This window comes from Rhodanobacter sp. L36, assembly GCF_009765755.1.
In the GTDB taxonomy this organism is placed as follows: domain Bacteria; phylum Pseudomonadota; class Gammaproteobacteria; order Xanthomonadales; family Rhodanobacteraceae; genus Rhodanobacter.
In genome coordinates this window covers 65412-90267 of record NZ_LMUV01000011.1, presented here as the reverse complement: position 1 = coordinate 90267, position 24856 = coordinate 65412, and the positions used below count along the sequence as shown (strand labels likewise).

General features: G+C 62.1%; 24 protein-coding genes and 1 tRNA gene. 16 read left to right on the top strand and 9 right to left on the bottom strand.

The genetic code is table 11. The features are described from left to right. Positions 1 to 19: 19 nt before the first annotated feature. Both folK and pcnB read right to left on the bottom strand, forming a co-directional pair. Positions 20 to 499 carry a 2-amino-4-hydroxy-6-hydroxymethyldihydropteridine diphosphokinase gene (folK, locus tag GSQ73_RS10040; protein ID WP_158883605.1) on the bottom strand — a complete coding sequence of 160 codons (480 nt, stop codon included), beginning with the start codon at positions 497 to 499 and terminating at the stop codon, positions 20 to 22. Continuing rightward, positions 496 to 1854 carry a polynucleotide adenylyltransferase PcnB gene (gene pcnB, locus GSQ73_RS10035; protein ID WP_158883603.1) on the bottom strand — a complete coding sequence of 453 codons (1359 nt, stop codon included), beginning with the start codon at positions 1852 to 1854 and terminating at the stop codon, positions 496 to 498. Before pcnB ends, folK begins: the two co-directional genes overlap by 4 nt. A 176-nt stretch (positions 1855 to 2030) precedes the next feature. Between pcnB and GSQ73_RS10030 the strand changes: the two genes are divergently transcribed. After that, a tRNA-Glu gene (locus tag GSQ73_RS10030) sits at positions 2031 to 2106 on the top strand. A 129-nt stretch (positions 2107 to 2235) separates the two neighbouring features. Next, entirely contained in the window at positions 2236 to 2559 is a 324-nt protein-coding gene (fdxA, locus tag GSQ73_RS10025) for a ferredoxin FdxA (RefSeq protein ID WP_158883601.1), read from the top strand. Positions 2560 to 2637: 78 nt separating this feature from the next. Here fdxA and GSQ73_RS10020 read toward each other — a convergent pair whose 3' ends face one another. Both GSQ73_RS10020 and dapA read right to left on the bottom strand, forming a co-directional pair. Then, positions 2638 to 3228, bottom strand: coding sequence for a hypothetical protein (locus GSQ73_RS10020; protein WP_158883599.1), 591 nt, complete (start codon positions 3226 to 3228; stop codon positions 2638 to 2640). A gap of 34 nt (positions 3229 to 3262) precedes the next feature. Continuing rightward, on the bottom strand, positions 3263 to 4159 hold the full coding sequence (gene dapA / locus GSQ73_RS10015) for a 4-hydroxy-tetrahydrodipicolinate synthase (protein ID WP_158883597.1): 897 nt from the start codon (positions 4157 to 4159) through the stop codon (positions 3263 to 3265). A 122-nt stretch (positions 4160 to 4281) separates the two neighbouring features. On the opposite strand from dapA, the gene GSQ73_RS10010 reads away from it, so the two are divergent. The 6 genes from GSQ73_RS10010 to GSQ73_RS09985 all read left to right on the top strand — a co-directional run bounded on the left by GSQ73_RS10010 (position 4282) and on the right by GSQ73_RS09985 (position 9633). Beyond that, entirely contained in the window at positions 4282 to 4857 is a 576-nt protein-coding gene (locus GSQ73_RS10010) for a glycine cleavage system protein R (RefSeq protein ID WP_174236089.1), read from the top strand. A 218-nt stretch (positions 4858 to 5075) separates the two neighbouring features. Beyond that, a complete protein-coding gene (locus GSQ73_RS10005; RefSeq protein WP_158883595.1) occupies positions 5076 to 5537 on the top strand; it encodes a peroxiredoxin in 462 nt (153 codons plus the stop codon). Positions 5538 to 5664: 127 nt separating this feature from the next. Beyond that, entirely contained in the window at positions 5665 to 7047 is a 1383-nt protein-coding gene (locus GSQ73_RS10000; protein ID WP_158883593.1) for a PhoH family protein, read from the top strand. A gap of 173 nt (positions 7048 to 7220) precedes the next feature. Further along, on the top strand, positions 7221 to 8165 hold the full coding sequence (locus GSQ73_RS09995; protein WP_174236088.1) for an aspartyl/asparaginyl beta-hydroxylase domain-containing protein: 945 nt from the start codon (positions 7221 to 7223) through the stop codon (positions 8163 to 8165). Positions 8166 to 8238: 73 nt separating this feature from the next. Further along, the gene (sigJ, locus tag GSQ73_RS09990) at positions 8239 to 9144 is read left to right on the top strand and encodes an RNA polymerase sigma factor SigJ (RefSeq protein WP_158883589.1); all 906 of its coding nucleotides are present in this window, start codon (positions 8239 to 8241) and stop codon (positions 9142 to 9144) included. Positions 9145 to 9180: 36 nt separating this feature from the next. Then, entirely contained in the window at positions 9181 to 9633 is a 453-nt protein-coding gene (locus GSQ73_RS09985; protein ID WP_158883587.1) for a carboxymuconolactone decarboxylase family protein, read from the top strand. A gap of 50 nt (positions 9634 to 9683) precedes the next feature. On the opposite strand, the gene GSQ73_RS09980 is transcribed toward GSQ73_RS09985, so the two are convergent. From GSQ73_RS09980 to grxC, 3 genes are all read right to left on the bottom strand, one after another. Continuing rightward, the gene (locus tag GSQ73_RS09980) at positions 9684 to 10697 is read right to left on the bottom strand and encodes an isocitrate dehydrogenase (protein ID WP_158883585.1); all 1014 of its coding nucleotides are present in this window, start codon (positions 10695 to 10697) and stop codon (positions 9684 to 9686) included. A gap of 183 nt (positions 10698 to 10880) precedes the next feature. Further along, a complete protein-coding gene (locus GSQ73_RS09975) occupies positions 10881 to 11219 on the bottom strand; it encodes a carboxymuconolactone decarboxylase family protein (RefSeq protein WP_254063450.1) in 339 nt (112 codons plus the stop codon). Between the two features lie 38 nt (positions 11220 to 11257). Further along, the gene (gene grxC / locus GSQ73_RS09970; protein WP_158883581.1) at positions 11258 to 11521 is read right to left on the bottom strand and encodes a glutaredoxin 3; all 264 of its coding nucleotides are present in this window, start codon (positions 11519 to 11521) and stop codon (positions 11258 to 11260) included. Positions 11522 to 11636: 115 nt separating this feature from the next. Between grxC and GSQ73_RS09965 the strand changes: the two genes are divergently transcribed. From GSQ73_RS09965 to GSQ73_RS09935, 7 genes are all read left to right on the top strand, one after another. Then, the gene (locus GSQ73_RS09965) at positions 11637 to 13328 is read left to right on the top strand and encodes a M48 family metalloprotease (RefSeq protein ID WP_158883579.1); all 1692 of its coding nucleotides are present in this window, start codon (positions 11637 to 11639) and stop codon (positions 13326 to 13328) included. Between the two features lie 95 nt (positions 13329 to 13423). After that, on the top strand, positions 13424 to 14113 hold the full coding sequence (phoB, locus tag GSQ73_RS09960) for a phosphate regulon transcriptional regulator PhoB (RefSeq protein ID WP_158883577.1): 690 nt from the start codon (positions 13424 to 13426) through the stop codon (positions 14111 to 14113). Between the two features lie 93 nt (positions 14114 to 14206). Beyond that, positions 14207 to 15475 (top strand): phosphate regulon sensor histidine kinase PhoR, encoded by a 1269-nt coding sequence (gene phoR / locus GSQ73_RS09955; protein ID WP_158883575.1) that lies wholly within the window; start codon positions 14207 to 14209, stop codon positions 15473 to 15475. 44 nt (positions 15476 to 15519) lie between these two features. Next, a complete protein-coding gene (ppk1, locus tag GSQ73_RS09950) occupies positions 15520 to 17610 on the top strand; it encodes a polyphosphate kinase 1 (RefSeq protein WP_158883573.1) in 2091 nt (696 codons plus the stop codon). Positions 17611 to 17677: 67 nt separating this feature from the next. Further along, on the top strand, positions 17678 to 19195 hold the full coding sequence (locus GSQ73_RS09945; protein WP_158883571.1) for a Ppx/GppA phosphatase family protein: 1518 nt from the start codon (positions 17678 to 17680) through the stop codon (positions 19193 to 19195). A 74-nt stretch (positions 19196 to 19269) separates the two neighbouring features. Then, on the top strand, positions 19270 to 19980 hold the full coding sequence (locus GSQ73_RS09940; RefSeq protein ID WP_158883569.1) for a peptidylprolyl isomerase: 711 nt from the start codon (positions 19270 to 19272) through the stop codon (positions 19978 to 19980). Positions 19981 to 19987: 7 nt separating this feature from the next. After that, positions 19988 to 20716 (top strand): UDP-2,3-diacylglucosamine diphosphatase, encoded by a 729-nt coding sequence (locus GSQ73_RS09935; protein ID WP_158883567.1) that lies wholly within the window; start codon positions 19988 to 19990, stop codon positions 20714 to 20716. Positions 20717 to 20755: 39 nt separating this feature from the next. Here the strand turns inward: GSQ73_RS09935 and GSQ73_RS09930 are convergent, their stop codons facing one another. Together GSQ73_RS09930 and GSQ73_RS09925 are read right to left on the bottom strand one after the other, a co-directional pair. Continuing rightward, positions 20756 to 22510, bottom strand: a complete 1755-nt coding sequence (locus tag GSQ73_RS09930) for an ABC transporter ATP-binding protein (protein ID WP_158883565.1) — start codon at positions 22508 to 22510, stop codon at positions 20756 to 20758. A 270-nt stretch (positions 22511 to 22780) separates the two neighbouring features. Continuing rightward, positions 22781 to 23392: a peroxiredoxin gene (locus GSQ73_RS09925; protein ID WP_158883563.1), complete on the bottom strand. Its 612-nt coding sequence runs from the start codon at positions 23390 to 23392 to the stop codon at positions 22781 to 22783. 480 nt (positions 23393 to 23872) lie between these two features. On the opposite strand from GSQ73_RS09925, the gene GSQ73_RS09920 reads away from it, so the two are divergent. After that, entirely contained in the window at positions 23873 to 24703 is an 831-nt protein-coding gene (locus tag GSQ73_RS09920) for a hypothetical protein (RefSeq protein ID WP_158883561.1), read from the top strand. Positions 24704 to 24856 lie beyond the last annotated feature (153 nt).

Here is a 24856-nt window from a genome sequence, read left to right as displayed (position 1 = left end):
GGCGCGTCGCGACGATGGCTCAAGGCAATCTTTCGATGCCGGCAAGATCCAGCTGCTGCAGGCGCTGCGCCACGGTGACGTTTCCAGGCAGTGCCAAATCGGGCGCGACATCGTGCAACGGCAGCAGCACGAATGCGCGCTCCACCATGCGCGGATGCGGCAACGTCAGGCGTTTGTCACTGATTTGCACGCCTTCGACATGCAGAAGATCCAGATCCAGCGTGCGCGGGCCATTACGCTCGCCACGCACGCGGCCAGCGCGCTGCTCAATGTCCAGCAATGCATCCAGCAAGGCATGTGGCGCCAATGCGGTATCGAGTTCAGCGACCGCGTTGACGAACGACGGTTGCTCGATAATGCCCCACGGCGGCGTGAGATAGAAACGGGAACGCTGCAACAGCTGCGTATCCGCCAGCGAAGCCAGCGCTTCCAACGCCTGACGCACCTGCTGCGATGGATCGTCGAGATTGCTTCCCAACGCGACGTAAGCTCGGGTCACGCGGAACCTGATTTATCGGTGGGCTTGCGGCGACGCCGGCGAGCCCTCGGCGGCTTGCCGAGTGCGGGCGTTGGCGCATGATCGCTTGGATAATTGCCGCCGGAAACCGGCAGTGCCGCGGAAAGCACGTCTTGCGGCAGTTGCTGGGCATGCGCCCACCACTGTCCCAGTTCAAGCATCGCCGGCGATTCGCCAGCGCGCAGCAGCAGGAAATCGAATGCAGCGCGAAAACGCGGATGCGTCATCAAACGGAACACGCGTTTCCGCTGGATCTGTTCGAAGCGTGGCTGCAACGACCAGATCTCTTCCATGGTGAAAGTAAAACGTCGCGGGATCGCGACACGCTGGCACTGTTCGGCAACAACCTGCGCAGCGGCACGCGCCCATGCCTCGTTGCTTTCCTGGCCGCGCGCAATCCAGTGGTGCGCCACATCGCGCACTTCGCCCCACAGCAGCACGGCGAAAAGGAACGCGGGCGTCACCGACTTCCCTTCGGCAATGCGTGCATCGGTATTGGCCAAGCCCTGCTCGACCAATGAACGCAACGCTTCGTCACCACGCTTGAGCGCGCGCGCCGTCGCCGGAAACAGGAATCCGAGCAGGCCGCAGTGTTCGAGCATGCAAAAGCTCTTCAATCCGTTGCCGCTCAAAAACATCTTCAGCGACTCGTCGAACAGCCGGGCCGGTGCGGCATCCGCCAGCAACGGACCAACGCTTTCGAACGGCGCCATGGCCGCTTCATCGATACGCATGTCGAGCTTGGCGGCGAGGCGCGCGGCGCGAAGCATGCGCACCGGATCTTCGCGGTAGCGAGTGACCGGATCACCGATCAGTCGAAGCGCGCGATCCTCCAGATCCTGCATGCCGCCGACGTAATCGCGCACCGAAAAATCGCTGATGTCGTAATAGAGCGCGTTGACGCGGAAATCGCGGCGAACCGCGTCTTCCTCGATCGAACCCCAGATGTTGTCGCGAACAATGCGTCCGTCGACGATATGCCGATCACCTTCACCGCCTTCTTCACCCAGTCCGCGGAATGTGGCGACTTCGATGATCTCCGGACCGAACACCACGTGCGCGAGACGAAATCGACGGCCGATGAGCCGGCAGTTGCGAAACAGCTTCTTGACCTCGTCGGGCGTCGCGTTGGTGGCGACGTCGAAATCCTTCGGCTGCAAACCCAGCAGCAGATCACGCACCGCGCCGCCCACCAGATACGCTGCATAGCCGGATTCGTTCAGGCGATACAGCACACGCAGCGCCGCTTTGCTGATGTTCTTGCGCGAAATGGTGTGCTGATCGCGCGGAATGATCCGCAGCGCTGGCGTGATGTCCGTCCTCGATTCGAGATTCAAGCGGTCAGAATCCTTGCGGGCGATAGAGCCCTTGTGTTCGATGGGTCGCGGCGCCGGCAGCACGAAATCGAACCGTGGAGTTGCCATCGCATCGACGAGACTTTACCTCGCACGACACGCGTAGAGCATTGCCGGACGAGACAATTCCGTTATACTAGCGCGCCTCGCAGGATAACGCTCCCTTCGTCTAGTGGCCCAGGACACTGCCCTCTCAAGGCGGGAACACGAGTTCGAGTCTCGTAGGGAGCACCACTTGTTTTTGGCCGTCCATGATTGCGGCGACCGTTGCGACAAGTGACAGCTTGCAGCCTCATCAGCGAGTGAAGAACGGAAGCGGTTATTCATCGCCGCACTCTTCATGAAAACCACCGAAGACCGCCCATGACTTTCGTCGTCATCGACAACTGCATCAAGTGCAAGTACACCGATTGCGTTGAGGTCTGTCCGGTCGACGCCTTCCACGAAGGCCCCAATTTTCTCGTGATCGATCCGGATGAGTGCATCGACTGCACCTTGTGCGAACCGGAATGCCCGATCAACGCGATCTATCCCGAGGACGATGTGCCGGCAGGCCAGGAATCGTTCGTCGCGCTGAATGCCGAACTGGCCAAGGGCTGGCCGGTGATCACCGAGCGCAAGGACAGCCCCGCCGACGCGAAGGACTGGGAAAACAAACCGGACAAGCTGAAACTTCTGCAACGCTGAAAAGTTGCGGCCTCAAAAATAAAAACGCCGCCTCGAAGGCGGCGTTTTTTTTGCGGGCGCAACGGAGCAGCGAATCGCTCAGCCACCCATGCTGGATTTCAGCGCATCCACCACCTTGGCGACGGCAGCTGGATTTCCCTGCGCACGCACTTCGCTGGCATTCGTGCCACTGGCACCGACCGTCACCACGACCTGATGCAAACCGCCGCCAGAGCCGTTGGCGTTGCTGCTCTTGTCGTGGTTGAACATGCGCCCGAAGAAGCCGCGCTTCTTTTTCATGGCGGTAGCGGAAACGTTCAGCGTGTAACTGTGCGCGACGTCATCGTGACTCAACAGGTTGCCGAGGCTGCCACCGGCCAGCGCCTGACCCACGCGGTGGTAGGAGCTTTCGACGTTGTCGCCCAGCACGAAGCCATCGGCGATCTGACCGCCTGCATTGTTGCCGAGATTCGCGGTAGCGCCGTTGGCGGTCGGCTGGTTCGAGCCCGGCGGCGGAATCTGCAGCGCGTCGCTGGTCGACGGACGATCCATGCCCGGCGGAATCTCCAGCGGCGACTGCTGCTGGGCGGTGTCCCACGCCTTGTGCGAGCGGAATATGCCGCAGCCGGATAGCAGCAAGCCACCGAGGGCGAGCGCCGGCAGAGTCGCGAGGAGTGAAATTTTCTTCATGTAAGTCAGATTCCGTGAGTAAGTCAGTCAGCCGTCAGGCGGCTGCAGGCGCCAAGGATGCCAGACTGGACAGCGCTTGGTGTAATCGGGCGCGATCCGGACCGTCGTTCAATTCAACCAGCGGTAACCTCGGCAGCCCCAAGCCGAGTCCCAGAAAAGGCAGCCCCGCCTTGACCGCGATCGGGTTCGGCGCGCAGTCCAGCGCTCGCACCAATGGCTCCAATGCCGCCTGGCAATGCGCAGTGACGGCACGATCACCACCGATCGCCACATCACACAGCGCTCGGAATGCCTGCGGCACGAGGTTCGCAACCACCGAGATGGTGCCCGCTGCGCCAGCCAGCATCGCGGTCGCCGCGGAGCCGTCATCACCGGACAGATAGACGAAATCCCCGCGCACAAGTTCCGCGATGGCGAGAATTCGTTCGTGGTCGCTGCGCGCTTCCTTGAGACCGATGATCGCCGGATGATCGCGCAGCTGAGCCACGGTCTCCGGAAGCAGGTCGCAACCGGTGCGGCCCGGCACGTTGTAAAGGAGGACAGGCAAACCGCCCTGCTCGGCCACTTCGAGGAAGTGGCGCCGCAAACCCTCTTGGGTGGGACGAACGTAATACGGCGTCACCACCAGCGCGGCATCCGCACCCAGTGCCTTGGCACGACGCGTCACCGCAATGGTTTTAGCAGTGGCCGCTTCGCCAGTGCCGGCGATGACCCGAACGCGTCCAGCGATCCGTTCGACCGCGAAGCTCAGCAAACGATCGAACTCGTCGTGCTCGAGCAAGTGCGATTCACCCGTGGAACCGGCGACCACCACGCCCTGCGTGCCGCCGTCGACCTGATAGTCGAGCAGCCGGCCGAATGCCGGGAGGTCGAGCGCGCCATTAGCCAGAAAGGGCGTGGCAAGTGCGCAGATGCTTCCGCGAATGTCCAAGTAACGAGTCCGCCTCGGGGCAAGCCCGACATGTTACTTGCCGCTTCGCGAGGCGGGCAAGTAAGCTCGATGGGAGTAACCTCAGGAATCCGCATCGCGCGGGACGCATCAGGCAGGGTCTTTTGAAATCTTCGTCTTCATCTTCTCCGACGATCCTGCGCGCAGGCAGCGACAACCAGTTGCTCATCCAGGCACTGACGCCGTCGAGCAAATCGCCGTTGCTGGCGCTGGCCAAGCGCATTGCCGACGCCGGCTGCAATCTTTCCGAATCGCGCGTGTCGAGCATCGGCACCGAACTTTCGCTGATGCTTCTGGCCAGCGGAGCCTGGGACGCGTTGGCGAAATTGGAAACCGCGCTGACCAAGCTCGCCCGCGACGAAAGCCTGCGGCTCGTGCACTACCGCACCGGACCGCGCGAAAACAGCTCACACCTGCTGCCTTATCTGGTGGAAGTGGTGGCTGCCGATCGCCCGGGCATCGTGGTGCGCATCGTTGAATTCTTCACGCAACATGGCATCAGCGTGGAGCAGCTCAACTCCACCCGCTATCAGGCCATGCAGACCGGCGCGGACATGTTCCAGGCGCAGTTCACCATCGGCATACCGGCGGAGATTCACATCGCCGCATTGCGCGACGATTTTCTCGAGCTCTGTGATGGCCTGAATCTGGATGCCATCATGGATCCGGTGAAATTCTGAGCATCGCGCGATCGGTACATTCTGACAAGGACTGTCGCCGCGCCATCCGCACGCGCTAGTCTTGGTTCCGGACCACCGAGGAACCTTGCATTGCCGCTTGTGTATCGATCCGTGCCGAACGCTTCCTGCGCATCGTCCGCAGCCTCGACAGTCCTCCCTTCTCCGTATTTTCCCCTTCCATCACATGCGCAGCGTCCATTCGCCATGCAGGAGTAGCCATGCCCGACGTTGGCAAGAAAGTCCCTTCGCTCAAAGGTCACGTGGCGGACGGCAGCGAATTGAAGCTCGGCGATTTCAAGGGCCAATGGGTCGTGGTGTATTTCTACCCGAAGGACAGCACGCCGGGCTGCACCACTGAAGCCGGTGATTTTCGCGATCTCCACGCGAGCTTTCGCAAGCGGAACGCGCAGGTCATCGGTGTATCGCGCGACTCGCAAAAATCGCACGCCAACTTTTCCACCAAGCAGGAGTTGCCGTTTCCGTTGATTGCCGACACCGACGAAACCTGGTGCAAGACGTTCGACGTGATTCACGAAAAAGTGCTCTATGGCAAGCATCATCTCGGCGTGGTTCGCAGCACATTCCTGATCGATCCGGACGGCAAGCTGCAACAGGAATGGCGCGGCGTCAAAGTCGCCGGCCACGCCCAGGCCGTGCTCGACGCCATTCCCTCAAAGTGATTGGCCTTTGTCCGCACAACACGCCGTCGGCAAGCACCACGCCGAACGCGTTGCCATTTTCCCATAACGCGGCAATGCCGTTGCCGCGCCTTTCCGTTTCACCCACCACCAGCGAGGACACTTCCGCATGACCGGAAGCAAGCGCATCTACGCTCTCGACACCAACGTCCTGCTGCATGACCCGACCTCGCTGTTCCGCTTCGAGGAACACGACGTCTTCATCCCGATGACTGTGCTGGAGGAGCTCGACGAAAAAAAGAAAGGCGCGTCGGAGGTTTCACGCAACGGAAGGCAAGTTAGCCGTTTTCTCAACGAACTCATTGAGGCCGGCAAAAACCTGCCGCTGAGTGAGGGTCTGGAACTGAGCAATCCGCATGGCATCAAGTTGCGGCGTGGCGCATCGGTGGGCCGGCTGTATTTCCAGCAGCGCACCACCAGCAACGGGCATGCGAAGGCGGACAACCAGATTCTCGCTGCGGTGATCGAACTGCGCGATCAGCATCCCGATCGGAACGTGATCCTGGTGACCAAGGACATCAACCTTCGGATCAAGTCGAGCATCGCAGGCATTGTTGCGGAAGACTACGAGAACGATCGCGCGCTCGATGACTTCGCACTGCTCTACACCGGTTCGGCCGAGCTTCCCGAAAACTTCTGGGACCTCCATCCGGAAGTGCATTCATGGAACGAGCGCGGCCGTACGTTCTACAAACTCGACCGACACGAGGACGAAGCCTGGTACCCGAACGAATGCCTGTTCCTGCCTGGTGAAAACAACATCGAACTGCGCGTGCTGCATCTTGAGGAAACCACCGCGACACTGGTGCTGCTGGATGATCACTCGCACGCCAACCATCACGTTTGGGGCATTGGCGCGCGCAACCGCGAACAGAACTTCGCACTCAACGCACTCATGGACCCCGACATCGATTTCGTCACCCTGCTCGGCAACGCCGGCACCGGCAAGACATTGCTGGCACTGGCCGCAGGACTGGCGCAGGTGATGGACCAGCAGCGTTATCGCGAGATCATCATGACCCGCGCCACGGTGTCGGTCGGCGAAGATATCGGTTTCCTGCCGGGTACCGAAGAGGAAAAGATGACGCCATGGATGGGCGCGCTCACCGACAACCTCGAAGTGCTCGCCAATCCGGAAGAAGGCGGCAGCTGGGGGCGTCAGGCCACCAACGACCTGCTCGCTTCGCGCATCAAGATCCGTTCGCTCAACTTCATGCGCGGGCGCACGTTCCTGTCGCGCTACCTGATCATCGACGAGGCGCAGAACCTCACGCCAAAGCAGATGAAAACCCTGATCACTCGTGCTGGTCCGGGCACCAAGATCGTCTGCCTCGGCAACGTCGAACAGATCGACACGCCTTACCTCACCGAAACCACTTCCGGCCTCACCTACGCCGTCGATCGCTTCAAGCAATGGGATCACTCTGCGCACATCACGCTTCGTCGCGGCGAGCGTTCGCGGCTGGCGGATTTCGCGGCGGAAGCGCTGTAACGCACAGGTCCCGGGCGGCATGCGAGGCGATTCACGCCGCAGCATGTCGCCCGGGATCACCGACTCACATTGCAAGCCAGATTCGACGCCAGGTTCGGCCTGGTCGCGCGCACTGCGTTAATCCCCCAGCGGTTAGAATGACCGCTGACCTGCCTTTCCCGGTTTGCGTTCCGATGATTCCCCGCCTCATTCTGCTGGCTGTGCTGCTGTTTTTCGTCCTGTGCGTACTGCTGGTGCATCTGCGTGGGCGGACGCGGCTGCGCTTCGATCGGCAGCTGGTGGATCACTCGGCGATCTTCGCGCCGTACAACCTGCTGATGTATGCGTTCTCGGCGGTGCCGCCCAAGCCGATTCTCGATCGCAGCGGTTTCCCGCAACTCGATCTGCTGCAGGCGAACTGGCAGGCGATACGCGATGAAGCCTCGCACCTGTTCGACGAAGGTTTTATCCGCGCCGCGGAAAAGCACAATGACGCCAGCTTCAACAGTTTCTTCAAGCAAGGCTGGAAGCGCTTTTATCTGAAGTGGTATGGCGAGCCGCTCGCTTCCGCCGAAACGCTGTGCCCGCGCACCGTGGCACTGCTGAAATCGATTCCCAGCGTGAAGGCCGCGATGTTTGCGTTGCTGCCCCCGGGCAGTAAATTGAATCCGCATCGCGATCCCTTCGCCGGCTCGCTGCGTTATCACCTGGGCCTGATCACACCCAATTCGCGCGATTGCCGCATCTTCGTGGACGGTGAAGAGCACGCATGGGGCAACGGCAAGGACGTGGTGTTTGACGAAACGTACGTGCACTGGGCGGAAAACAAGACCGACCAGACCCGCGTGATTCTTTTCGCCGATATCGAACGGCCTTTGCGCACGCGCTGGATGAGTGCGATCAACCATCGCGTCGGCGCGTTCATGGGCAGTATCACCGCTTCGCCCAACACCGATGGCGACACGGAAAAAACCGGTTTCGTGAATCGCGTCTTCGCGCTCGGCCGGCGCAAATCGACCGACTCGTTCAAGGCGCGTTTCAAGAGTCGCCACAAGAAGCTCTACAAGGCCGGCAAGTACGCCGGCATCGTACTTCTGGTCTGGCTGATCTTCCTCGCGCCGTGGCCGTTTTTTCGATAAGTGATGTTGCGCTGGTCGGTCACGTTTCCACGACGTCGCACGTCCTTGCTGCGTGCCTTCGAAGGAGACTCGCATGGATCCACATACCGAACTGTTCCAGCAACATCGTTCCCGTTTGTTCGGGTTGGCCTACCGCATGCTCGGCACGCCGGCCGACGCCGAAGACGTGTTGCACGATGCATGGCTGCGCTGGCACGCGCAGAACGCCGATGCACTCGACGATCCTGAAGCGTGGCTGGTTACCGTCACCACGCGGCTGTCGCTTGATCGTCTTCGGCGCGCCAAGACCGAACGTGCGCATTACCCAGGGCCGTGGTTGCCGGAGCCGCTGATCGCGGAATCGGAACAACCCGAAGCGCAACTGGAGCGCTCGGAAAGCCTGACGTTGACGTTCCTGCTGTTGCTCGAACGGCTGAGCGCGGAAGAACGCGCCGCTTTTCTGTTGCGCGAAGTGTTCGACTACAGCCACGCCGAAGTGGCCGATATGCTCGGTATCGGGGAAGACGCGTGCCGGCAGCGCGTGCATCGCGCCAAGGCGCGGCTTCGCGACGGACGTCCACGCTTCAGTATCGATGCGCAGAAACAGCAGCGCATGCTGGAGCGTTTCGTGACGGCGATGGAACACCCCACGCTCGACACGCTGCGTGCTCTTTTTGCCGAAGACGCATTGCATGTTTCCGATGGCGGCGGCGTGGTGCAGGCCACGCTCCGACCGCTGCACGGTGCCGATCGGCTGGCGCGGCTCTACGTGCAGATTTCGGAAAATACTCGCGATCACCCGTTGCAATACACGTTCACCACGCTCAACGGCGCACCGGCCCTGCTGGTGTGGATGGATGGGGCATTGACCACGGCGATATGGATCGAGTGCGACGACGAACGCATCGTCGCGATGCACGCGTTGCGGCATCCGGCGAAACTCGCCCGGCTTGCCACAGCGGCTGTCACGAACCATCAGGCTCCCGCGTCCTTGCATTGAACGACCACTTCCGGTCGGCAACGCAAGGAGAACCCCATGTCACGTTTCAACCCGCAGCATCGTCCTGAAGCCATCAAGCCGCTGCTCGCGATGGCAGCCTATGTGCAGGAATGCGGACTCGAACGCAGCCTGATCGAGCTGGTCATGATGCGCGTCTCGCAGCTCAACGGCTGCGCCTATTGCCTGGACATGCACAGCAAAGATGCGCGCGCCGCCGGCGAAACCGAGCAGCGTTTGTTCGTGCTGCAGGCATGGCGCGAAGCGCCGTTCTACAGTGCCCGTGAACGTGCCGCGCTCGCCTGGGCCGAAGCGGTGACCCGGCTCGATCCAATCCATGGCGTACCGGACGAAGTCTACGATCAGGCGATCGCCGAATTCGGCGAAGCCGGACTGATCGACTTGAACACGGCCGTGATCATGATCAATGGCTGGAACCGCATTGCCATTCCGTCGCGCGCGGCCGTGGGCTCGTACAAACCCAAACACTGAGCTTTGCGAATGCCAGAGCTGTAACGCTCCGGCATCGCGATCGAGTCAGATCAACCCTTGATGCGTTTCACGATGGCGTCGGCAAAGCTGCCGGTGCTGCCTTTGCCGCCAAGATCCGGCGTCACGTGGTCGCGATCATTCGCCATCGTGTCGCGGATCGCCTGCCTCAGTTGATGGCCCTTCGGCACCATGTCGAGGTAGTCCAGCATGTCGGCCGCGGCGAGCAGCAACGCACATGGATTGGCGATACCCTTGCCCGCAATATCCGGCGCTGAACCGTGCACCGCTTCGAAGATCGCCGCGTGCGCGCCGATGTTGTCGCCCGGCGCCAGACCGAGGCCGCCGACCAGGCCGGCGCAGAGATCGGACAGGATGTCGCCGAACAGATTGGTCGTGACAATCACGTCGAACTGTTCCGGCTTCATCACCAGCTGCATGCAGGTGTTGTCCACGATCATTTCGTTGAACTCGATCTGCGGATATTCCTTCGCGATCTCGCGCGCCACGTTGAGGAACAGGCCCGAGCTGGTCTTGAGGATGTTCGCCTTGTGTACGGCGGTGACTTTCTTGCGGCCTTTCTTCACCGCCATCTCGAACGCGTAGCGCACAATGCGGCTGCTGCCCTTGCGCGTGTTGCGGATCATCGACACTGCGGTTTCGCCGTCTTCCGACAGCGTCTGACCTTCGGCGAGATAGGCACCCTCGGTGTTCTCGCGAACCGTGATGATGTCGATATTCTCGTAGCGCGCCTTGGTGCCGGGAAAACTGATCGCCGGACGCACGTTGGCGTAAAGATCGAAGTGCCGGCGCAACGTCACGTTGATCGAGGTGAAGCCACCGCCGATCGGGGTGGTCAGCGGGCCCTTCAGCGCCACCTTGTGCTCGGCGATGCGGTCGAGCGTGCCTTGCGGCAGCAGGTCGCCATGCTTGTCCAGCGCGACCATGCCCGCGTCTACAACGTCGTAAACGAGGCCGCAATCCAGCGCGTCGAGCACGCGCAATGTGGCAGTCATGATCTCCGGGCCGATGCCATCGCCGGGGATCACGGCAATTGTCTTGCTCATTGGGGAAACTCCTTGAACGAAATAGCGGGCAGCTTGCGCAGTGAGAGAGGCGCGTGCCGATAACCGTTCAATTATCCCCGATGCGACGACAGCCGAACAGGCCGAAAACCGGCGGGGGTGTTGAAAATACTCGCATGCAGCATCGCGGAAATCCGCACGCAGGTTGCGCGTACGGACAAAACCTCAGGCGTGATCGGTGCAGCTTTCCGCGTCACCGGCCGCACCGGATTCAAGCTGGTCGAGCAGGTCGACCGCACGACGCAGATGCGGAATCACGATCGATCCACCCACCACCAGGCCGACGCTGAACACCTCGAAGAATGCATCACGCTCGACACCGGCTTCCTTGCATTGCGCGACGTGATAGCTGATGCAGTCGTCGCAACGGAGCACCAGCGATGCGACAAGCCCAAGCATTTCCTTGGTCTTCACATCCAGGGCGCCGGCTTTGTAGGTCTGCGTATCCAGCGCGAAGAAACGGCGCACGACCTGATTGTCCTCGGACAAAATACGCTCGTTCATGCGCTGACGGAATGCGGTGAATTCGGCGAGGCGATCGCTCACGCCGATGCTTCCAGCAGCTGCGTCAGCCGGCCACTGCGATCCGCCGCGACAAGGTCGTCGTAACCGCCCACCAGCTGATCGTTGACGAAGATCTGCGGCACCGTGCGCCGTCCGCCGCTGCGTGCCAGCATCGCATCGCGCTGCACCGGGTCGGTGTCCACGCGCACTTCGTTCCACTCCAGACCCTTGGACTTGAGCAGGTTCTTGGCGGCCACGCAGTACGGGCAAACCGCGGTGGAATAAACCTCGATCTTGGACATGGGAACCTCCGCAAAAACTGGTGAAAGATGCCGCATAAATGGGGTTGTTCCAACGGCATCTCAAGCACTGAACCGATGCCGTCGCGAACGGTCTGAGTGGTATTGTCGCCTACCTATGACCATGGCACCACGACGTTTCATGCCGCGCCTGCTGACGGCGCTGATCACTGCTGCGCTGGCCGTTTCCGCCGGCGCGCAGGACGACGTGCGCCTGCCTGATCTGGGCAGCTCGGCCAACGCGCTCATCTCGCCACAGGAGGCCGACGATTACGGCGCGTCGATGCTGCGCGAAATGCGTTCGCTGGACATGGTGGTGGACGATCCGTTGTTGGACGACTACATCAACGACCTCGGCTATCGCCTCGCGGCCAACTGCGGCACGCCGAAAGTCCATTTCGAGTTCTTCGTGGTCAAGGATTCGGAGATCAACGCGTTCGCCGCGCCCGGCGGTTATATCGCCGTGAATTCAGGCACGATCACCACCAGTCAGAACGAAAGCGAACTGGCCGGTGTGATCGCGCACGAGATCGGCCACATTACTCAACATCATCTGGAGCGCGCCTTCGAGGACGCCAAAAAGGACGCACCGTTGATGGCACTCGTACTGCTGGGCGCCATCGCTGCCGGCACCGCCTCGCATAGTGGCGACGCGCCAATGAGCATCCTTGCCGGCGGCCAAGGCTTGCTCGCGCAGAAATCGATCAACTTCACCCGCCACGATGAAATCGAGGCCGACCGTGTCGGCATCCAGACGTTGGCCAATGCCGGTTTCGACCCGAATGCGATGGCAAATTTTTTCACACGCATGCAGGACGTGGCGAGCGCCGACGCGGGTGGAATTGATGTGCCGTCGCTGTTGAAGGATCACCCGCTCACTACCCAACGCATCAGTGACGCGAAGTCGCGCGCCGGTGCGCTTATCGCCGAACAGAAAGCGCACCCGACCGGCATCACGCTGCAGAAATCGACGTGGGAAAAAAGCACTGCGCCGATCGCCTTCGTGAAAGACCCGACGGCGTTGGGCGCCAGTCTGTATTCCACCAAAGACGGCATCGATACCTGGGCGCTGATGCGAGAGCGCGTGCGCGTGCTGGCAGGCGATGCACCCAAGCTGGCCATCTATTACAGCGCCAACCTGCAGAACCAGCACGGTTTCGATACACCATCCAACCGATATGGCTATGCGCTCGCGTTGATCCGCAGCGGTCGCGGCAGCGAAGCCATCGGACAACTGCAGCCACTGCTGAAATCCCGACCGACCAGCCTGGTGCTGAAACTCGCGCTGGCCGATGCCCGCCTGCAGGCCGGACAGCGCGCCTTGGCGCTCGACGCGTACAAGGATCTCAACACGCAGTCGCCGCGCAATCGCGCGGTCGCGCTGGCCTATGCCGACGCTCTCGCCATCGGCGACAAACTGCAGGCTGCTACCGCAGCAAACCTGCTGCGTCCATTGCTCGACAACGCCAGCGAACCGGAAATCTTCAGCAGCTACGCGCGCGCCAGCGAGAAATCCGGCGACAGCATTCGAGCCGGTGAAGCGTTTGCCGATGCCAGCTATTACTCCGGCCGCCCGTTCGATGCGCTGGAGCAACTCAAGCGATTGCTCAAGCGCAACGACCTGGATTACTACGCGCGTGCGCGCATCCAGGGTCGCCTGATCGAGCTGACGCCGCTGGTGATGGAACTGCACAAGCGCAAGATCAAGACCGATGACAACCCTGACGGCGACCAGCAGCAGCTGCATCAGAACGAGCGTTGCAGCGGCCGCCTGTGCTTCGGTCTCGGCGCGCAGCCTTTCAACAATTGATGGTCGCCGCGTGGAGTCGCCACGTCCGCTGTCATCGACACGTAACATGAATGGGTTGCAATATCTCCGTCACAAGCCACCGGCAGACCATTCGCGTGCACAAACGCATCCTGATCGTTGAAGACGAAGCCTCGATCCGCGAGATGATCGCCTTTGCGCTTCGCAAAGCCGGCATGGATGCCATGCAGGCAGCCGATGCCCGCGCCGCGCAACTGGCCATCGCCGAACAGGTGCCCGACCTGATTTTGCTCGACTGGATGCTCCCGGGCACCAGTGGACTGGAACTGGCGCGGCGCATGCGCAAGGAAGAACTCAGTCGTGAAATTCCCATCATCATGCTCACCGCACGCGGCGAAGAAATGGACCGCGTGAACGGCCTCGAAGCCGGCGTCGACGATTACGTGGTGAAGCCTTTTTCCACCCGCGAACTCATCGCGCGGATCAAGGCGGTTCTGCGTCGCAGTCAGGGCGATGACGGCTCGGGCATGGTGGAAATGGGCGGCCTGCGCATCGACGGGCCGGCCCATCGCGTGTTCGCCGGCGATGACGCCGTGCCGATCGGCCCGACCGAATATCGCCTGCTGTATTTCTTCATGACGCATCCGGAACGCGTCTACTCGCGCACGCAATTGCTCGATCACGTGTGGGGCGGCAGCGTCTACGTCGAGGAGCGCACGGTCGACGTGCACATCCGCCGCCTGCGCAAGACGTTGGAACCATGGAAGCTCGAAGACATGGTGCAGACCGTTCGTGGCACCGGATACCGTTTTTCCATCAGCGTCTGAGGTTCTGCATCGAAACAGCCGCCGCGACTTGCGGCACGCATGGCTTTTGCCGATGCTGAAGCCATCGCGCGCCATCGCCCGTATGCTGTGCCGATGAATCAACCAGCCCATCATCCATGGAAACTGCCTGCTGCGCTCGCGGCTGGCATCGTCATGGGCGCGCTGGCCGGATGGTCGGTGCATGGCCACATCGCTACCGGCGTGGCGGTGGTCGCGCTGATCGAAGTTGCATTCCTGCTGACTCGAATTCGTCATGAAACGCGGCCCATGATGGCCCAACCGGCTGATGTCAGCCCTTTGCAGCATGACCGCTTCATGACACGCACTCGTCGAATCGCCTCCAGCCTGCGCGACCTGCGCAACGCCGCCAGCCATCTGCCGGATGCGGTGGTGTTGCTCGACCAGGAGCAGCAGGTGCGCTGGTTCAACCACGCTGCCGAAAGCCTGCTCGGGCTGCGTCGGCCACGTGACCGCGGCGTGTTTCTGCAGCAGCGTTTCGCGCACTCGGACCTCTCCGGATGGTTGCAGGACGGCGCGCAGGAGCCGCTCAACGACATCAGCGCGCCGGGCGAACCGGACAGCCAGATCAACGTCAGCATGTTGCCGTTCGGTCGACGCCAGCATCTGTTGCTGGCGCGTGACATCAGCCATCTCAATCGACTCGAACAGATTCGTCGCGACTTCGTCGCCAACGTGTCGCACGAGTTGCGCACGCCGCTGACGGTGATCCACGGTTATCTCGAACTGCTCGATCCGGAAGATGTGCCCGAACTCGCGCCGGTGCTCGGCGAAATGCGTTCGCAATCCAAGCGCATGGGCCAGATCGTCGAAGACCTGCTCACGTTGTCGCGACTCGAAACGCAACATCAGGTGGCCGACGAGCGCGTGCCGATGGCATCGCTGCTCGCCACCGTGCGCAAGGAAGCCGAGGCACTCAGCCAGGGGCGTCATCAGATCACGCTCGAATCCACCGCCGAGGCGGATCTGCTCGGTTCGCCGAAGGATCTGCACAGCGCGTTGTCCAATCTGGTCAGCAACGCGGTGCGCTACACGCCGGCCGGCGGCAGCATCACCATACGCTGGAAGCGCACGCCTGAAGGCGCGGCCTATTCGGTGACGGACACCGGCTTCGGCATTCCCGCATCGCATCTTGCACGGCTCACCGAACGTTTCTATCGCATCTCGTCGAGCCGTTCGCGCGACAGCGGCGGCACCGGACTGGGGTTGTCGATCGTCAAGCACGTACTCAACTTGCATCAGGCGCAACTGCGCATTGAAAGCACGCCCGGCGCAGGCTCCACGTTCACCTGCCTGTTCGGCTCGGCGCGACTGTTGCCGCCGGGCGGCAACGACGAAAGCTGAGTCGTCGGCGTTTCCTTGGCCCGCGCCTTGGGCCAGAATGAACCATGCATCAGCAGCCTTCGGCGAACGCCAACTCCATCGACTTGCACGCGCCCGCCCTGTACCTCAGCCGGGAACTCGCTGCGCTCGAATTCAACTTCCGCGTACTCGCGATGGCGCGCGATGCCAGCGTGCCGCTGCTGGAGCGTTTGCGTTATCTCGGCATCGTGGCGAACAATCTCGACGAATTCTTCGAAGTGCGCGTGGCGATGCTCAAGCATCACCATGCATTCGGCTCGGCCGCGCCGGGGCCGGATGGACTGCCATCCGGTGAGTTGCTGGGGCGCATCCGTCATCGCGCGCTGGATCTGGTGGCCGAGCAATTCGCGGCATGGAACGAACAGGTCGACCTGCTCGCCGATGAGAAAATACACATCCTCACGCGCAAGCAATGGACCGCGCGCCAGCGCCGCTGGCTGCAGGGTTATTTCGAACACGAAGTGCTGCCGGTGCTGTCGCCGCTCGGGCTCGATCCGTCGCATCCGTTTCCACGCATCCTCAACAAGACGCTGAACATCGCCGTCGTGCTCAAGGGTCGCGATGCGTTCGGTCACGAAGGCCACATGGCGCTGGTTCGCGCGCCGCGTTCCCTGCCACGGATCATTCGCATACCCGCGGAGGTGTGCGGCGACGGCGATCACTTCGTGTTTCTCGCCGAAATGCTGCAGGCCTTCGCGGACATGATGTTCCCCGGCTTCAAGGTGGTCGGTTCGTACCAGTTCCGCGTCACCCGCAACAGCGAGTTGATCGTCGAGGAAGCGGAAATCGCGAACCTCGCGCTTGCGCTCAGCGAGGAACTCGTCGGCCGTGGCTATGCGCGTCCGGTGCGCCTGGAAATCGCCAGCGATTGCCCGAAGGCGATCACCGCGATGCTGATCCAGAATTTCCAGCTGGAGGAAGCGGACGTCTATCGCTGCGATGGCCCGGTCAACATCATTCGCGCGGGCCTGATGTACGACTGGATCGATCGCCCGGAACTGAAATATCCGCGCTTCAACCCGCAACTTCCCGCGGCGCTGGAAAGCACGCGCAACAAGTTCGACCTGATCAGCCAGCGCGACATCCTGCTGCATCATCCCTACCAGAGCTTCGCCGCGGTGATCGACCTGCTGCGCCAGGCCACTGCCGATCCGCAGGTGCTGGCGATCAAGCAGACGCTGTATCGCGCCGGCGAAGACACGCCGCTGGTCGACCTGCTGGTGGAAGCGGCGCGACACGGCAAGGACGTGACCGTGGTGATCGAGTTGCGCGCGCGATTCGACGAGGAGGCGAACATCCGCCTCGCCACGCGCCTGCAGGAAGCCGGCGTGCAGGTGGTCTACGGCGTGGTCGGTTTCAAGACGCACGCGAAGATGATGCTGATCGTTCGCCGCGAGGGCGATGTATTGCGTCGTTACGTGCATCTTTCGACCGGCAACTATCATCAGGCCAACAGCCGCATGTACACCGACATCGGCCTGATGACCGCCAACGAGGATATCGGCGAGGATCTGCACAAGGTATTCCAGCAACTTTCGGGTCTCGGCCCGATGATCAAGCTCAAGCGCCTGCTTCATTCGCCTTTCACGCTGTACCCGAGCGTGATGGCGAAGATCGAGCGCGAAACCGCGCACGCGCAGGCCGGGCGACCGGCGCGCATCGTCGCCAAGCTCAATGCGCTAAATGAGTCGCATGTGATCGAAGCCTTGTATCGCGCATCGCAGGCCGGCGTGGAAATCGACCTGATCATCCGCGGCGCGTGCACGTTGCGTCCCGGCTTGCCCGGCATTTCCGAGCGCATCCGTGTGCGTTCGATCATCGGCCGCTTCCTCGAACACAGCCGCGTCTACTGGTTCGCCAACGATGGCGAGCCCGAACTTTATTGCGCGAGTGCCGACTGGATGGAACGCAACCTGATGCGCCGGATCGAAGTCGCGTTTCCCATTCTCGATCCCGAACTCGCCACGCGCGTGTTCGAGGAAACGCTCGCCAACGGATTGGCCGACAACACGCAGGCCTGGTTACTCGGCGACGATGGGCGCTACGTGCGCGCCGAACCGGGCACGCAGGCGCCGTACAGCGCGCAGTCGCGTTTGCTCGAGCGCTTCTGTCCATGAGCCGGCGTTTCGTTCGCCTCATGCATGCATGCAAGAATCAATTTTCCGACCAAGCCGGAGTGCTGTCGTGAGCGCATCCGAACAGACACCGATCCGCGATGGCGAACTGATCGCCGCCGTGGACATGGGCTCGAACAGTTTCCACATGGTGGTCGCGCGGATGGAACACGGCGAGCCGCGCGTGATCGACCGCCTGCGCGACACCGTGCGCATGGCTGCCGGTTTGCGGGCGGACGGCACGCTGGATGCCGAACGTCGCGCGCGCGCACTGAGTTGCCTCGCCCGTTTCGGCCAGCGCATTGCCGGCCTCCCCTCGATACGCGTGCGCGCCGTCGCCACCAATACGGTGCGTCGCCTCGCCTCGCCGCAGGCGTTCCTGACTGCGGCGGAAGCCGCGCTCGGCCATCCCATCGAAATCGTTTCGGGTCGCGAGGAAGGCCGCTTGATCTTCCTCGGCGCCGCACACGATCTGCCGATCTCGCGCGAACCGCGGCTGGTGATCGACGTCGGCGGCGGCAGTACGGAATTCATCATCGGTCGCGGGCTGGCGCCACTCCACACGGAAAGCGTGCAGGCCGGCTGCATCGCTTCGACGCTGCGTTTCTTCCCCGGCGGAAAAATCACGCGCAAGCGCTGGCAACGTGCGCGCAGCGAGATCGGCGTCCTGCTGCAACAGTTCGCCGAGGACTATCTCGAATCGGGCTGGCAGGATGTCTACGGCTCGTCGGGCACCGCCAAGTCGATCGGCGCGGTCGTGCAGGCGATGAAATTCTCCGACGACGGCATCACGCCCGCATCGCTTGCGTCGTTGCGCGACGCGTTGATCGAACAGGGCCAGGTCAGCACGCTCAAGTTGCCGGGGCTGGGCGAGGATCGCGCGCCGGTGATCGCCGGCGGCGTGGTGATTTTCGAAGCGGCCTTCGCCGCGCTCGGCATTGAACGCATGCGCGTGTGCGAAAGCTCGATGCGCGAAGGGCTGCTGTGGGATCTGCTCGGCCGCGCCGGTGGCAGCGATCCGCGCACCGCCAGCATCGACGCGCTGGCCTCGCGCTATGGCGTGGATCGCGCGCAGGCGCGGCGCGTGGAATCGACCGCGCTGCTGCTGTTCGATCAGGTGGCGGCCTCGTGGAAGCTGGACGCCGATGCGCGCGAGTGGCTCTCCTGGGCGTCGCGCGTGCATGAAATCGGCCTGGCCATCGCGCACAGCCAGCACCACCATCACGGCGCATACATCCTTCGACACGCCGACCTCGCCGGCTTCTCGCGGCAGGAGCAGCAACTGTTGGCGGCGGTGGTGGAGATGCATCGGCGAAAACCCGACAAGGCCGCGATCGCCGCGCTGCCCCAGCGTTATCGCCAACTGGCGCGTTACGTTACCGCACTGCTTCGGCTGGCCGTGCTGTTCCGTCGCGCACGTCGCGCCGAATCGCTGCCGCCGATGCGCCTCGCTGCCAACAGCAAGACCTTGCGGCTCAAGCTGCCGGTGGCGTGGTTCGAGCAGCACCCGCTCAGCGAAGCGGACCTGCAGCAGGAACAATCGCCGATGGCGGAGCTTGGCCTCAAGCTGGAGCTATCGAGCAGCTGATCGTGCGGCGAGGCGACAAGCCATGCCGTCCATGGCCGCGTATCATGCCCGCACGCCCGGACTCCACGACGCCCATGCTCAAATCCTTGCTCGCCTCCCTGCTCCTGATCCTGCCGCTGACGCTCGCGGCACAAACCGTCAAGCCGGCAACCGCCGCGGCGGAACCTTCGCCGCAAGTTCTGCTGACCACCTCGCAGGGCGACATCACGCTGGAGCTCTACCCCGACAAGGCGCCCAAGAGCGTCGCCAATTTCCTGCAATACGTGCGCGATGGTTTCTACGACGGCACGCTGCTGCATCGCGCGATTCCCGGGTACCTGCTGCAAGGCGGCCTGTACACGCGCGACCTGCAACCCAAACGCACGCGCCCAGCGGTACCCAGCGAAGCCGACAACGGCCTGTCCAATCTTCGCGGCACCATTGCGGTCGCGCGCGGCGCCGATCCGAGTTCGGGCACCGCGCAATTCTTCTTCAACCTGGTCGACAATCGCCGGCTGGATTTCGTCGGCAACCAGAGTGGGCTGACCTGGGGCTACACGGTGTTCGGCAAAGTCATCAAGGGCATGGACGTGGTCGACAAGATCGTCGCGCTACCGACGCGCGCGCTCGGCCCGTTCGCCGGCGACGTGCCCAACCCGCTCGTGCTGATCGAAAGCGCCCACGTCGTCGGCGAGGAAGCACCCGCCAGTGCGGCGAGTAGCAAGGCACCGATCCAGGCGGCGCCTGTCGTCGCGCCGCCACCGGTCAAACACAAGAAAACGTCCAAATCAGGCAGCAAGGGCTGAGCGCACGATGGCCACGTTGTTCATCGCCGACCTGCATCTCGATCCAGCTCGACCCGCCATCACCGAACTGTTCGAGCATTTTCTCGCCAGCGACGAAGTGCGCACTGCCGATGCGCTCTACATCCTCGGCGACCTGGTCGAAGCGTGGATCGGCGACGATGACGACGCCGAATTGCCCCAACGCATCGCCGACGCCACTCGCGCAGTCCGCGAAGCAGGCGTGCCGGTTTATTTCATGGTGGGCAATCGCGATTTCCTGCTTGGCGAAACCTACGCGGCACGCGCCGGCATGACCTTGCTCGATGACGGCGCCGTGCACGACATCCACGGCCACCCAACGCTCCTGATGCATGGCGATGTGCTGTGTACCGACGACGTCGCCTACCAAGCCGTGCGCCAGCAAGTGCGCAATCCGCAATGGCAGGCGCAGATTCTCTCCATGCCACTCGACGCCCGGCGCGCCTTTGCCGCCAAGGCGCGCGAAGACAGCCGCAAACACACCGGCAGCACCATGGAAAGCATCATGGACGTGAATGCCGATGCCGTTGCCAACCGCATGCGCGAGGCCGGTGTGGCACGACTGATCCACGGCCACACCCACCGGCCCGCGGTCCATACTTTCGATATGAACGGAAAGACGGCCGAACGCATCGTGCTTGGCGACTGGTACGAACATGGTTCGGTGTTGCGCGTGAGTGCCGAAAGCGTCGAGCTGAGAGGTCTGGCGGTGAAGTAATCCGAAGCGTTCGTCGGATGGATTGCGCAGCAGACCCCGCTAGAGCACGACGTGTTTTCGCGACGCCGACTCGGCAGTGGCGTGCCGACGTTCCACCGTTTCCGCAACGGTGGTAACCAGATCATTGCCGATGATCAGGTGTTGATCAGCGATCTCGGCCACGCCCGATCGATGCGATACCACGATCAGGATGGTTGCAGGCAAACGGCGCTTCATTGCGGAAAGAACCGCGATCTCGGATGCCGCATCGAGCGCGCTGGTGGCTTCGTCCAGCAAGGCGAGAAAAGGTTGGCGCAGGATGACCTGGGCCAGCATCAGGCGTTGCAGTTCTCCACCGGAAAGACGACTCGACGAACTGTTCAGCGAGGTATCGAGCCCATCGCTCGATACAGCGAGCCGCTTGTCCAGACCCACGTCCGTCAGCGCGCTTTGCAACATCGGATCCGTCGCATCGGGTGCAGCCCACAATAAACATTCGCGTACGGATCGCTGCCAAGGCCGAACGTTCTGGCTCACGTAGGCGCCGCGTCGCACGCGATCGCGGTACTCGTCGAACCCCATGGGTCGCCCGTTAATGTGCGCCACGAAAAGTTCGGGCGCCATCATGCCGGCGAGAACGTCCACCAGGCTGCTCTTGCCGATGCCGGAGTCGCCGGAAATCAACGTGATCTCACCCGGAGCCAGTACCAGTTCATCGACATCGAGGCCGGCAGGCGGCGGCTTCAACCGCATGTGCTCGATGTGCATCGCGCCGCCGGACGGCGCAACCGGAGAGGCCGCCGCCGACAGGCTCGCGTCAGTCAGTTGCATGTACCGCTGCCACAACTCGAACGCCGGTGCAGCCGAGCGCAGTTGCTGGAAACTCTGGCGCGTCGAAACCAGATAGGGCAGCAGTCGTCCAAGCAGAAGACACACGGCGATAAGCGACGCCTGATCGATGCCATGCCAGTGATGGGCGAGCACGAACACGCCGGCGATACCGGCGGCGCCGATCAACTCGAGCACGAGACGGCCCGAAGCGATCAACTCCAGCTGGCGACGATAGCTGTGGCACAACCGCGCGGAAACTTCGCCGTGGCTCGCCTTCTCTGCGCCCTCTCTCTCGAACGAACGGACGTGGCGCAGGCGTCGCGGAAAATCTTCGCTGTGCCAGAAAAGACGGGTCAGGTCGGCCACGCTCTGGCGGCTCACTGCGGCTTGTTCGCGACCGTACATGCGCGAAGCCATCCATCCCAACGCGATCAACAAAGGTGTCGTCAGCATCAAGGGAGGCGACACCCAGAATGCAAAGGCAAGACTCACGGCGGACGTGATGCCGACCACCAGCAATTGCTGTAGCGCCGCGAAACCCTGAACGATGATTTCGACGTTGTACGTAAGGACATTGGCGATTTCCGCGGAGCTGGAATCCGCCAATGAAACCAGTGGCACATCGATCAGCCGCGCATGCACGCTGCGCCGGAGATGCATGCCGTACTGACCAAGCAGGCGAGCACTCAAACGCGCCGCCAGCCAGCGCAGCAAGGCAAAGGAAACGCTGGCTGCGGCGAACATGCCGGCTTGCACTTCGAAACTTCCGTGCGCGGCAAATATTCCACCGTCAAATGGCAACGGATGCGTCGGCTGGACCAACGGCACCAGCAGCACTGCGGCCAGCGCACCGGCCAGCGCCGAGCCTAGCGACAAGGCGACATAGGCTACCGTCTGCACGAGTTCGCCACGCGACAGCGTACGCAAGAGTGCATGCACCAGTTCGTGCATGCGATCACTGCCCTGCAACGGCTTTCCGGACATGCCTAACGCGTCCAGTCGAATCGCTGCCGCAGTTTCAATGGATTTTCATGCCGATTCAGAACGCCCTTCTCCATGCCGTCGTCGCATTCGTAAGTGCGCCATGAATGGAGAAAGGTTGCGTGCGCGACGTGGGCCGACACTCCGCGCACGTCGACGCCACATCGAATCCGGACACCCATTTTTGCTTGCAAGAGGCGTCAAAAAAAACACCACGAAACGATCAGGTCGCGTCGTGGTGCGTTATGTCCGTAATTTAAAAAAAATTGGTGCTTACGGCGCCTTGCCGGCCTGCAGTTTCTGTACGATCGCCAGCGACCGCTTCACGTGCTCGTCCGGACGCAGATGATCCGTTTCGGAGGAAAGCGCGGCAACGATCTTGCCATCGCGGCCGATCACGAACGTGGTGCGCTCGATGAAAGCATGATCGAGCGTCGCGCCACGCACGTCGTTCAATCCGGAACGTGCGGCTTCCGCTTTCAGGTCGTACAAATGCGCGATCTTGACGTCGGTGTCGGAGGCAACCGGGAACTTGCCGGCGCAGTATTTCGGATCGGCCGAGAAAGTATCGAGGCGTTCGATGCTGTCCGCCGAGACGCCAATGATGGTTGCGCCAGCCGCGTCGAATTTCTCGCGGTTGGCCGCAAAAGTGTGTGCTTCGAGATCGCAGCCGCCCGTATAGGCGGAGGGATAGAAGTACACCACCACCGGTCCCTTCTTGAGCGCGTCCGCGAGTGAGAAGTTGAACTGCTTGCCCGCCTGGCTTGCCTTGGCGGTGAACGCAGGCGCAGTGGCGCCCGGTGCGAGCGCGGCGAGCGCCGGCGTCGCCGCAGCCAGCGCCAGCATCGCACCCGTGACCATGAATCCTGCAAGACGTTTTTTCATTTTCTGAGATCCTCGAATGAGGCATCGATCCGAACGGATGAATCCGCTACGGCGCTTTGCCTGGGTTGTTGAATAACTGGAATCAGAGGCGATGCATGCATCGCTGCACCTGCCGATGTTACCTGCTCGTCGCGTGCACGCGGCGCATCGTTCTTCATCTGAAAGCAACGAGACGCGCAACTTTCTGCACCATCGAGGGTGGCACGTTCGGCATCAACCGAGAACGCCACGCAGTGCGTCAACGGACGCCCGCGGGTGCCTACCTCGCCGAAGTTCGTATACGCCTTGCCGTATCAGTGCACTTTCGAATTCACGCCAACCCGGTTGCCCGGATGCGTACGCCTGATCGGCGACCAGTCTGGTCGCAGCTTCTTTCGCGCTCACTTGAATCAGCAAAGTTTCCGGGTCGTCCGCCATCCGGCTGGAAACGAATATCGTGCCCACCAATTTCAATGGCATCGGCGCGAGACGTGTCGATCCATGGCGAAGATCGGCCTCGTGTTTCTCGACGCCACTGCGGCGGCGGATGATCGGCGCGGCGCCAATCCAGCGTTGTGTCTGCTCGTCATCGACGAATCGCAACGCGTCGCGCTGAACATGAAGATAGTTGGCGATACCGGTCGCAAGCAGGCTTTCCGGTTGCACGAAGACGGCATCTTCGGCGAGAAAATCGAGACCTTCGAGAAGGCCATGCAAGGCCGCCGTCGATTTCCCCGAACCACTGGCACCGAGCAGCAGGATGCCGCGTCCCTGCGTGCCGACACACGCGCCGTGCAGGGGAACCAGGCCAAGGCCGCGCGCCGCGAGCGTGAAGACGGCGAACTCGATGAACTCGTAGCGCAGGTGATATGGACGGCTCAGCATGTCTTCGGATGCGACGATCAGGCCGCGTCGTCGTTCGGGAGAGAGCAGCACGTAGTTGCAAGCGTCCATGACGCCGCAGAGCATGCCCGCGCCCGACTGCGTGCGCATCGGCGGCGGCTCGCCTGTGTGAGATGGCGCCGGTCGCCGCAGCAGGCGCAACGCGATATGAAAGGTCGGGACATCATCCGAAAAACGATGCGACGGCAAGTTGTCGTAAGCCGCAGCCACCAGATTCAACAACGCTTCACTGTCGCTCTCGAAATGAAAATACCCGCCCAGCAGTTGTCGATGCAGCGAGTAAAGACGGCGCGGCCGCTCGCAAAAAGGGTCCGCACCCCTATCGTCGATACAGGCGCGGAAATACGGGTCATCGTCGTCGATCAAAAAGGTTTCAGCCGTCTGATGGCGGGACACGGCGCTCCAGGAATCGCGGTTGCTGCAGCGTGAGTTCCGCTCCGTGCGCAAAAGGTTGCCTCCTCGCTTCCATCGCCGTCGATGCGTGGGGCAGCGTGCGGCCTTCGACTTTTTTGCCGATCAAGGCAACCGAAGGCCCATGCAACCGCACTCACGTTCCAGGCGCAGGAACGTCTGGAACCGGCA

Bases quoted from the DNA above. Each gene is read 5' to 3' on its own strand.
- sigJ (WP_158883589.1), top strand. From the start codon at position 8,239: ATGGATCCACATACCGAACTGTTCCAGCAACATCGTTCCCGTTTGTTC.
- GSQ73_RS09985 (WP_158883587.1), top strand. From the start codon at position 9,181: ATGTCACGTTTCAACCCGCAGCATCGTCCTGAAGCCATCAAGCCGCTG.
- GSQ73_RS10000 (WP_158883593.1), top strand. From the start codon at position 5,665: ATGACCGGAAGCAAGCGCATCTACGCTCTCGACACCAACGTCCTGCTG.
- GSQ73_RS09980 (WP_158883585.1), bottom strand. From the start codon at position 10,697: ATGAGCAAGACAATTGCCGTGATCCCCGGCGATGGCATCGGCCCGGAG.
- GSQ73_RS09920 (WP_158883561.1), top strand. From the start codon at position 23,873: ATGGCGAAGATCGGCCTCGTGTTTCTCGACGCCACTGCGGCGGCGGAT.
- GSQ73_RS09925 (WP_158883563.1), bottom strand. From the start codon at position 23,392: ATGAAAAAACGTCTTGCAGGATTCATGGTCACGGGTGCGATGCTGGCG.
- GSQ73_RS09940 (WP_158883569.1), top strand. From the start codon at position 19,270: ATGCTCAAATCCTTGCTCGCCTCCCTGCTCCTGATCCTGCCGCTGACG.
- GSQ73_RS10005 (WP_158883595.1), top strand. From the start codon at position 5,076: ATGCCCGACGTTGGCAAGAAAGTCCCTTCGCTCAAAGGTCACGTGGCG.
- fdxA (WP_158883601.1), top strand. From the start codon at position 2,236: ATGACTTTCGTCGTCATCGACAACTGCATCAAGTGCAAGTACACCGAT.
- GSQ73_RS09935 (WP_158883567.1), top strand. From the start codon at position 19,988: ATGGCCACGTTGTTCATCGCCGACCTGCATCTCGATCCAGCTCGACCC.
- GSQ73_RS09975 (WP_254063450.1), bottom strand. From the start codon at position 11,219: ATGAACGAGCGTATTTTGTCCGAGGACAATCAGGTCGTGCGCCGTTTC.
- GSQ73_RS09930 (WP_158883565.1), bottom strand. From the start codon at position 22,510: ATGTCCGGAAAGCCGTTGCAGGGCAGTGATCGCATGCACGAACTGGTG.
- GSQ73_RS09995 (WP_174236088.1), top strand. From the start codon at position 7,221: ATGATTCCCCGCCTCATTCTGCTGGCTGTGCTGCTGTTTTTCGTCCTG.
- GSQ73_RS09965 (WP_158883579.1), top strand. From the start codon at position 11,637: ATGACCATGGCACCACGACGTTTCATGCCGCGCCTGCTGACGGCGCTG.
- grxC (WP_158883581.1), bottom strand. From the start codon at position 11,521: ATGTCCAAGATCGAGGTTTATTCCACCGCGGTTTGCCCGTACTGCGTG.
- ppk1 (WP_158883573.1), top strand. From the start codon at position 15,520: ATGCATCAGCAGCCTTCGGCGAACGCCAACTCCATCGACTTGCACGCG.
- phoR (WP_158883575.1), top strand. From the start codon at position 14,207: ATGAATCAACCAGCCCATCATCCATGGAAACTGCCTGCTGCGCTCGCG.
- GSQ73_RS10020 (WP_158883599.1), bottom strand. From the start codon at position 3,228: ATGAAGAAAATTTCACTCCTCGCGACTCTGCCGGCGCTCGCCCTCGGT.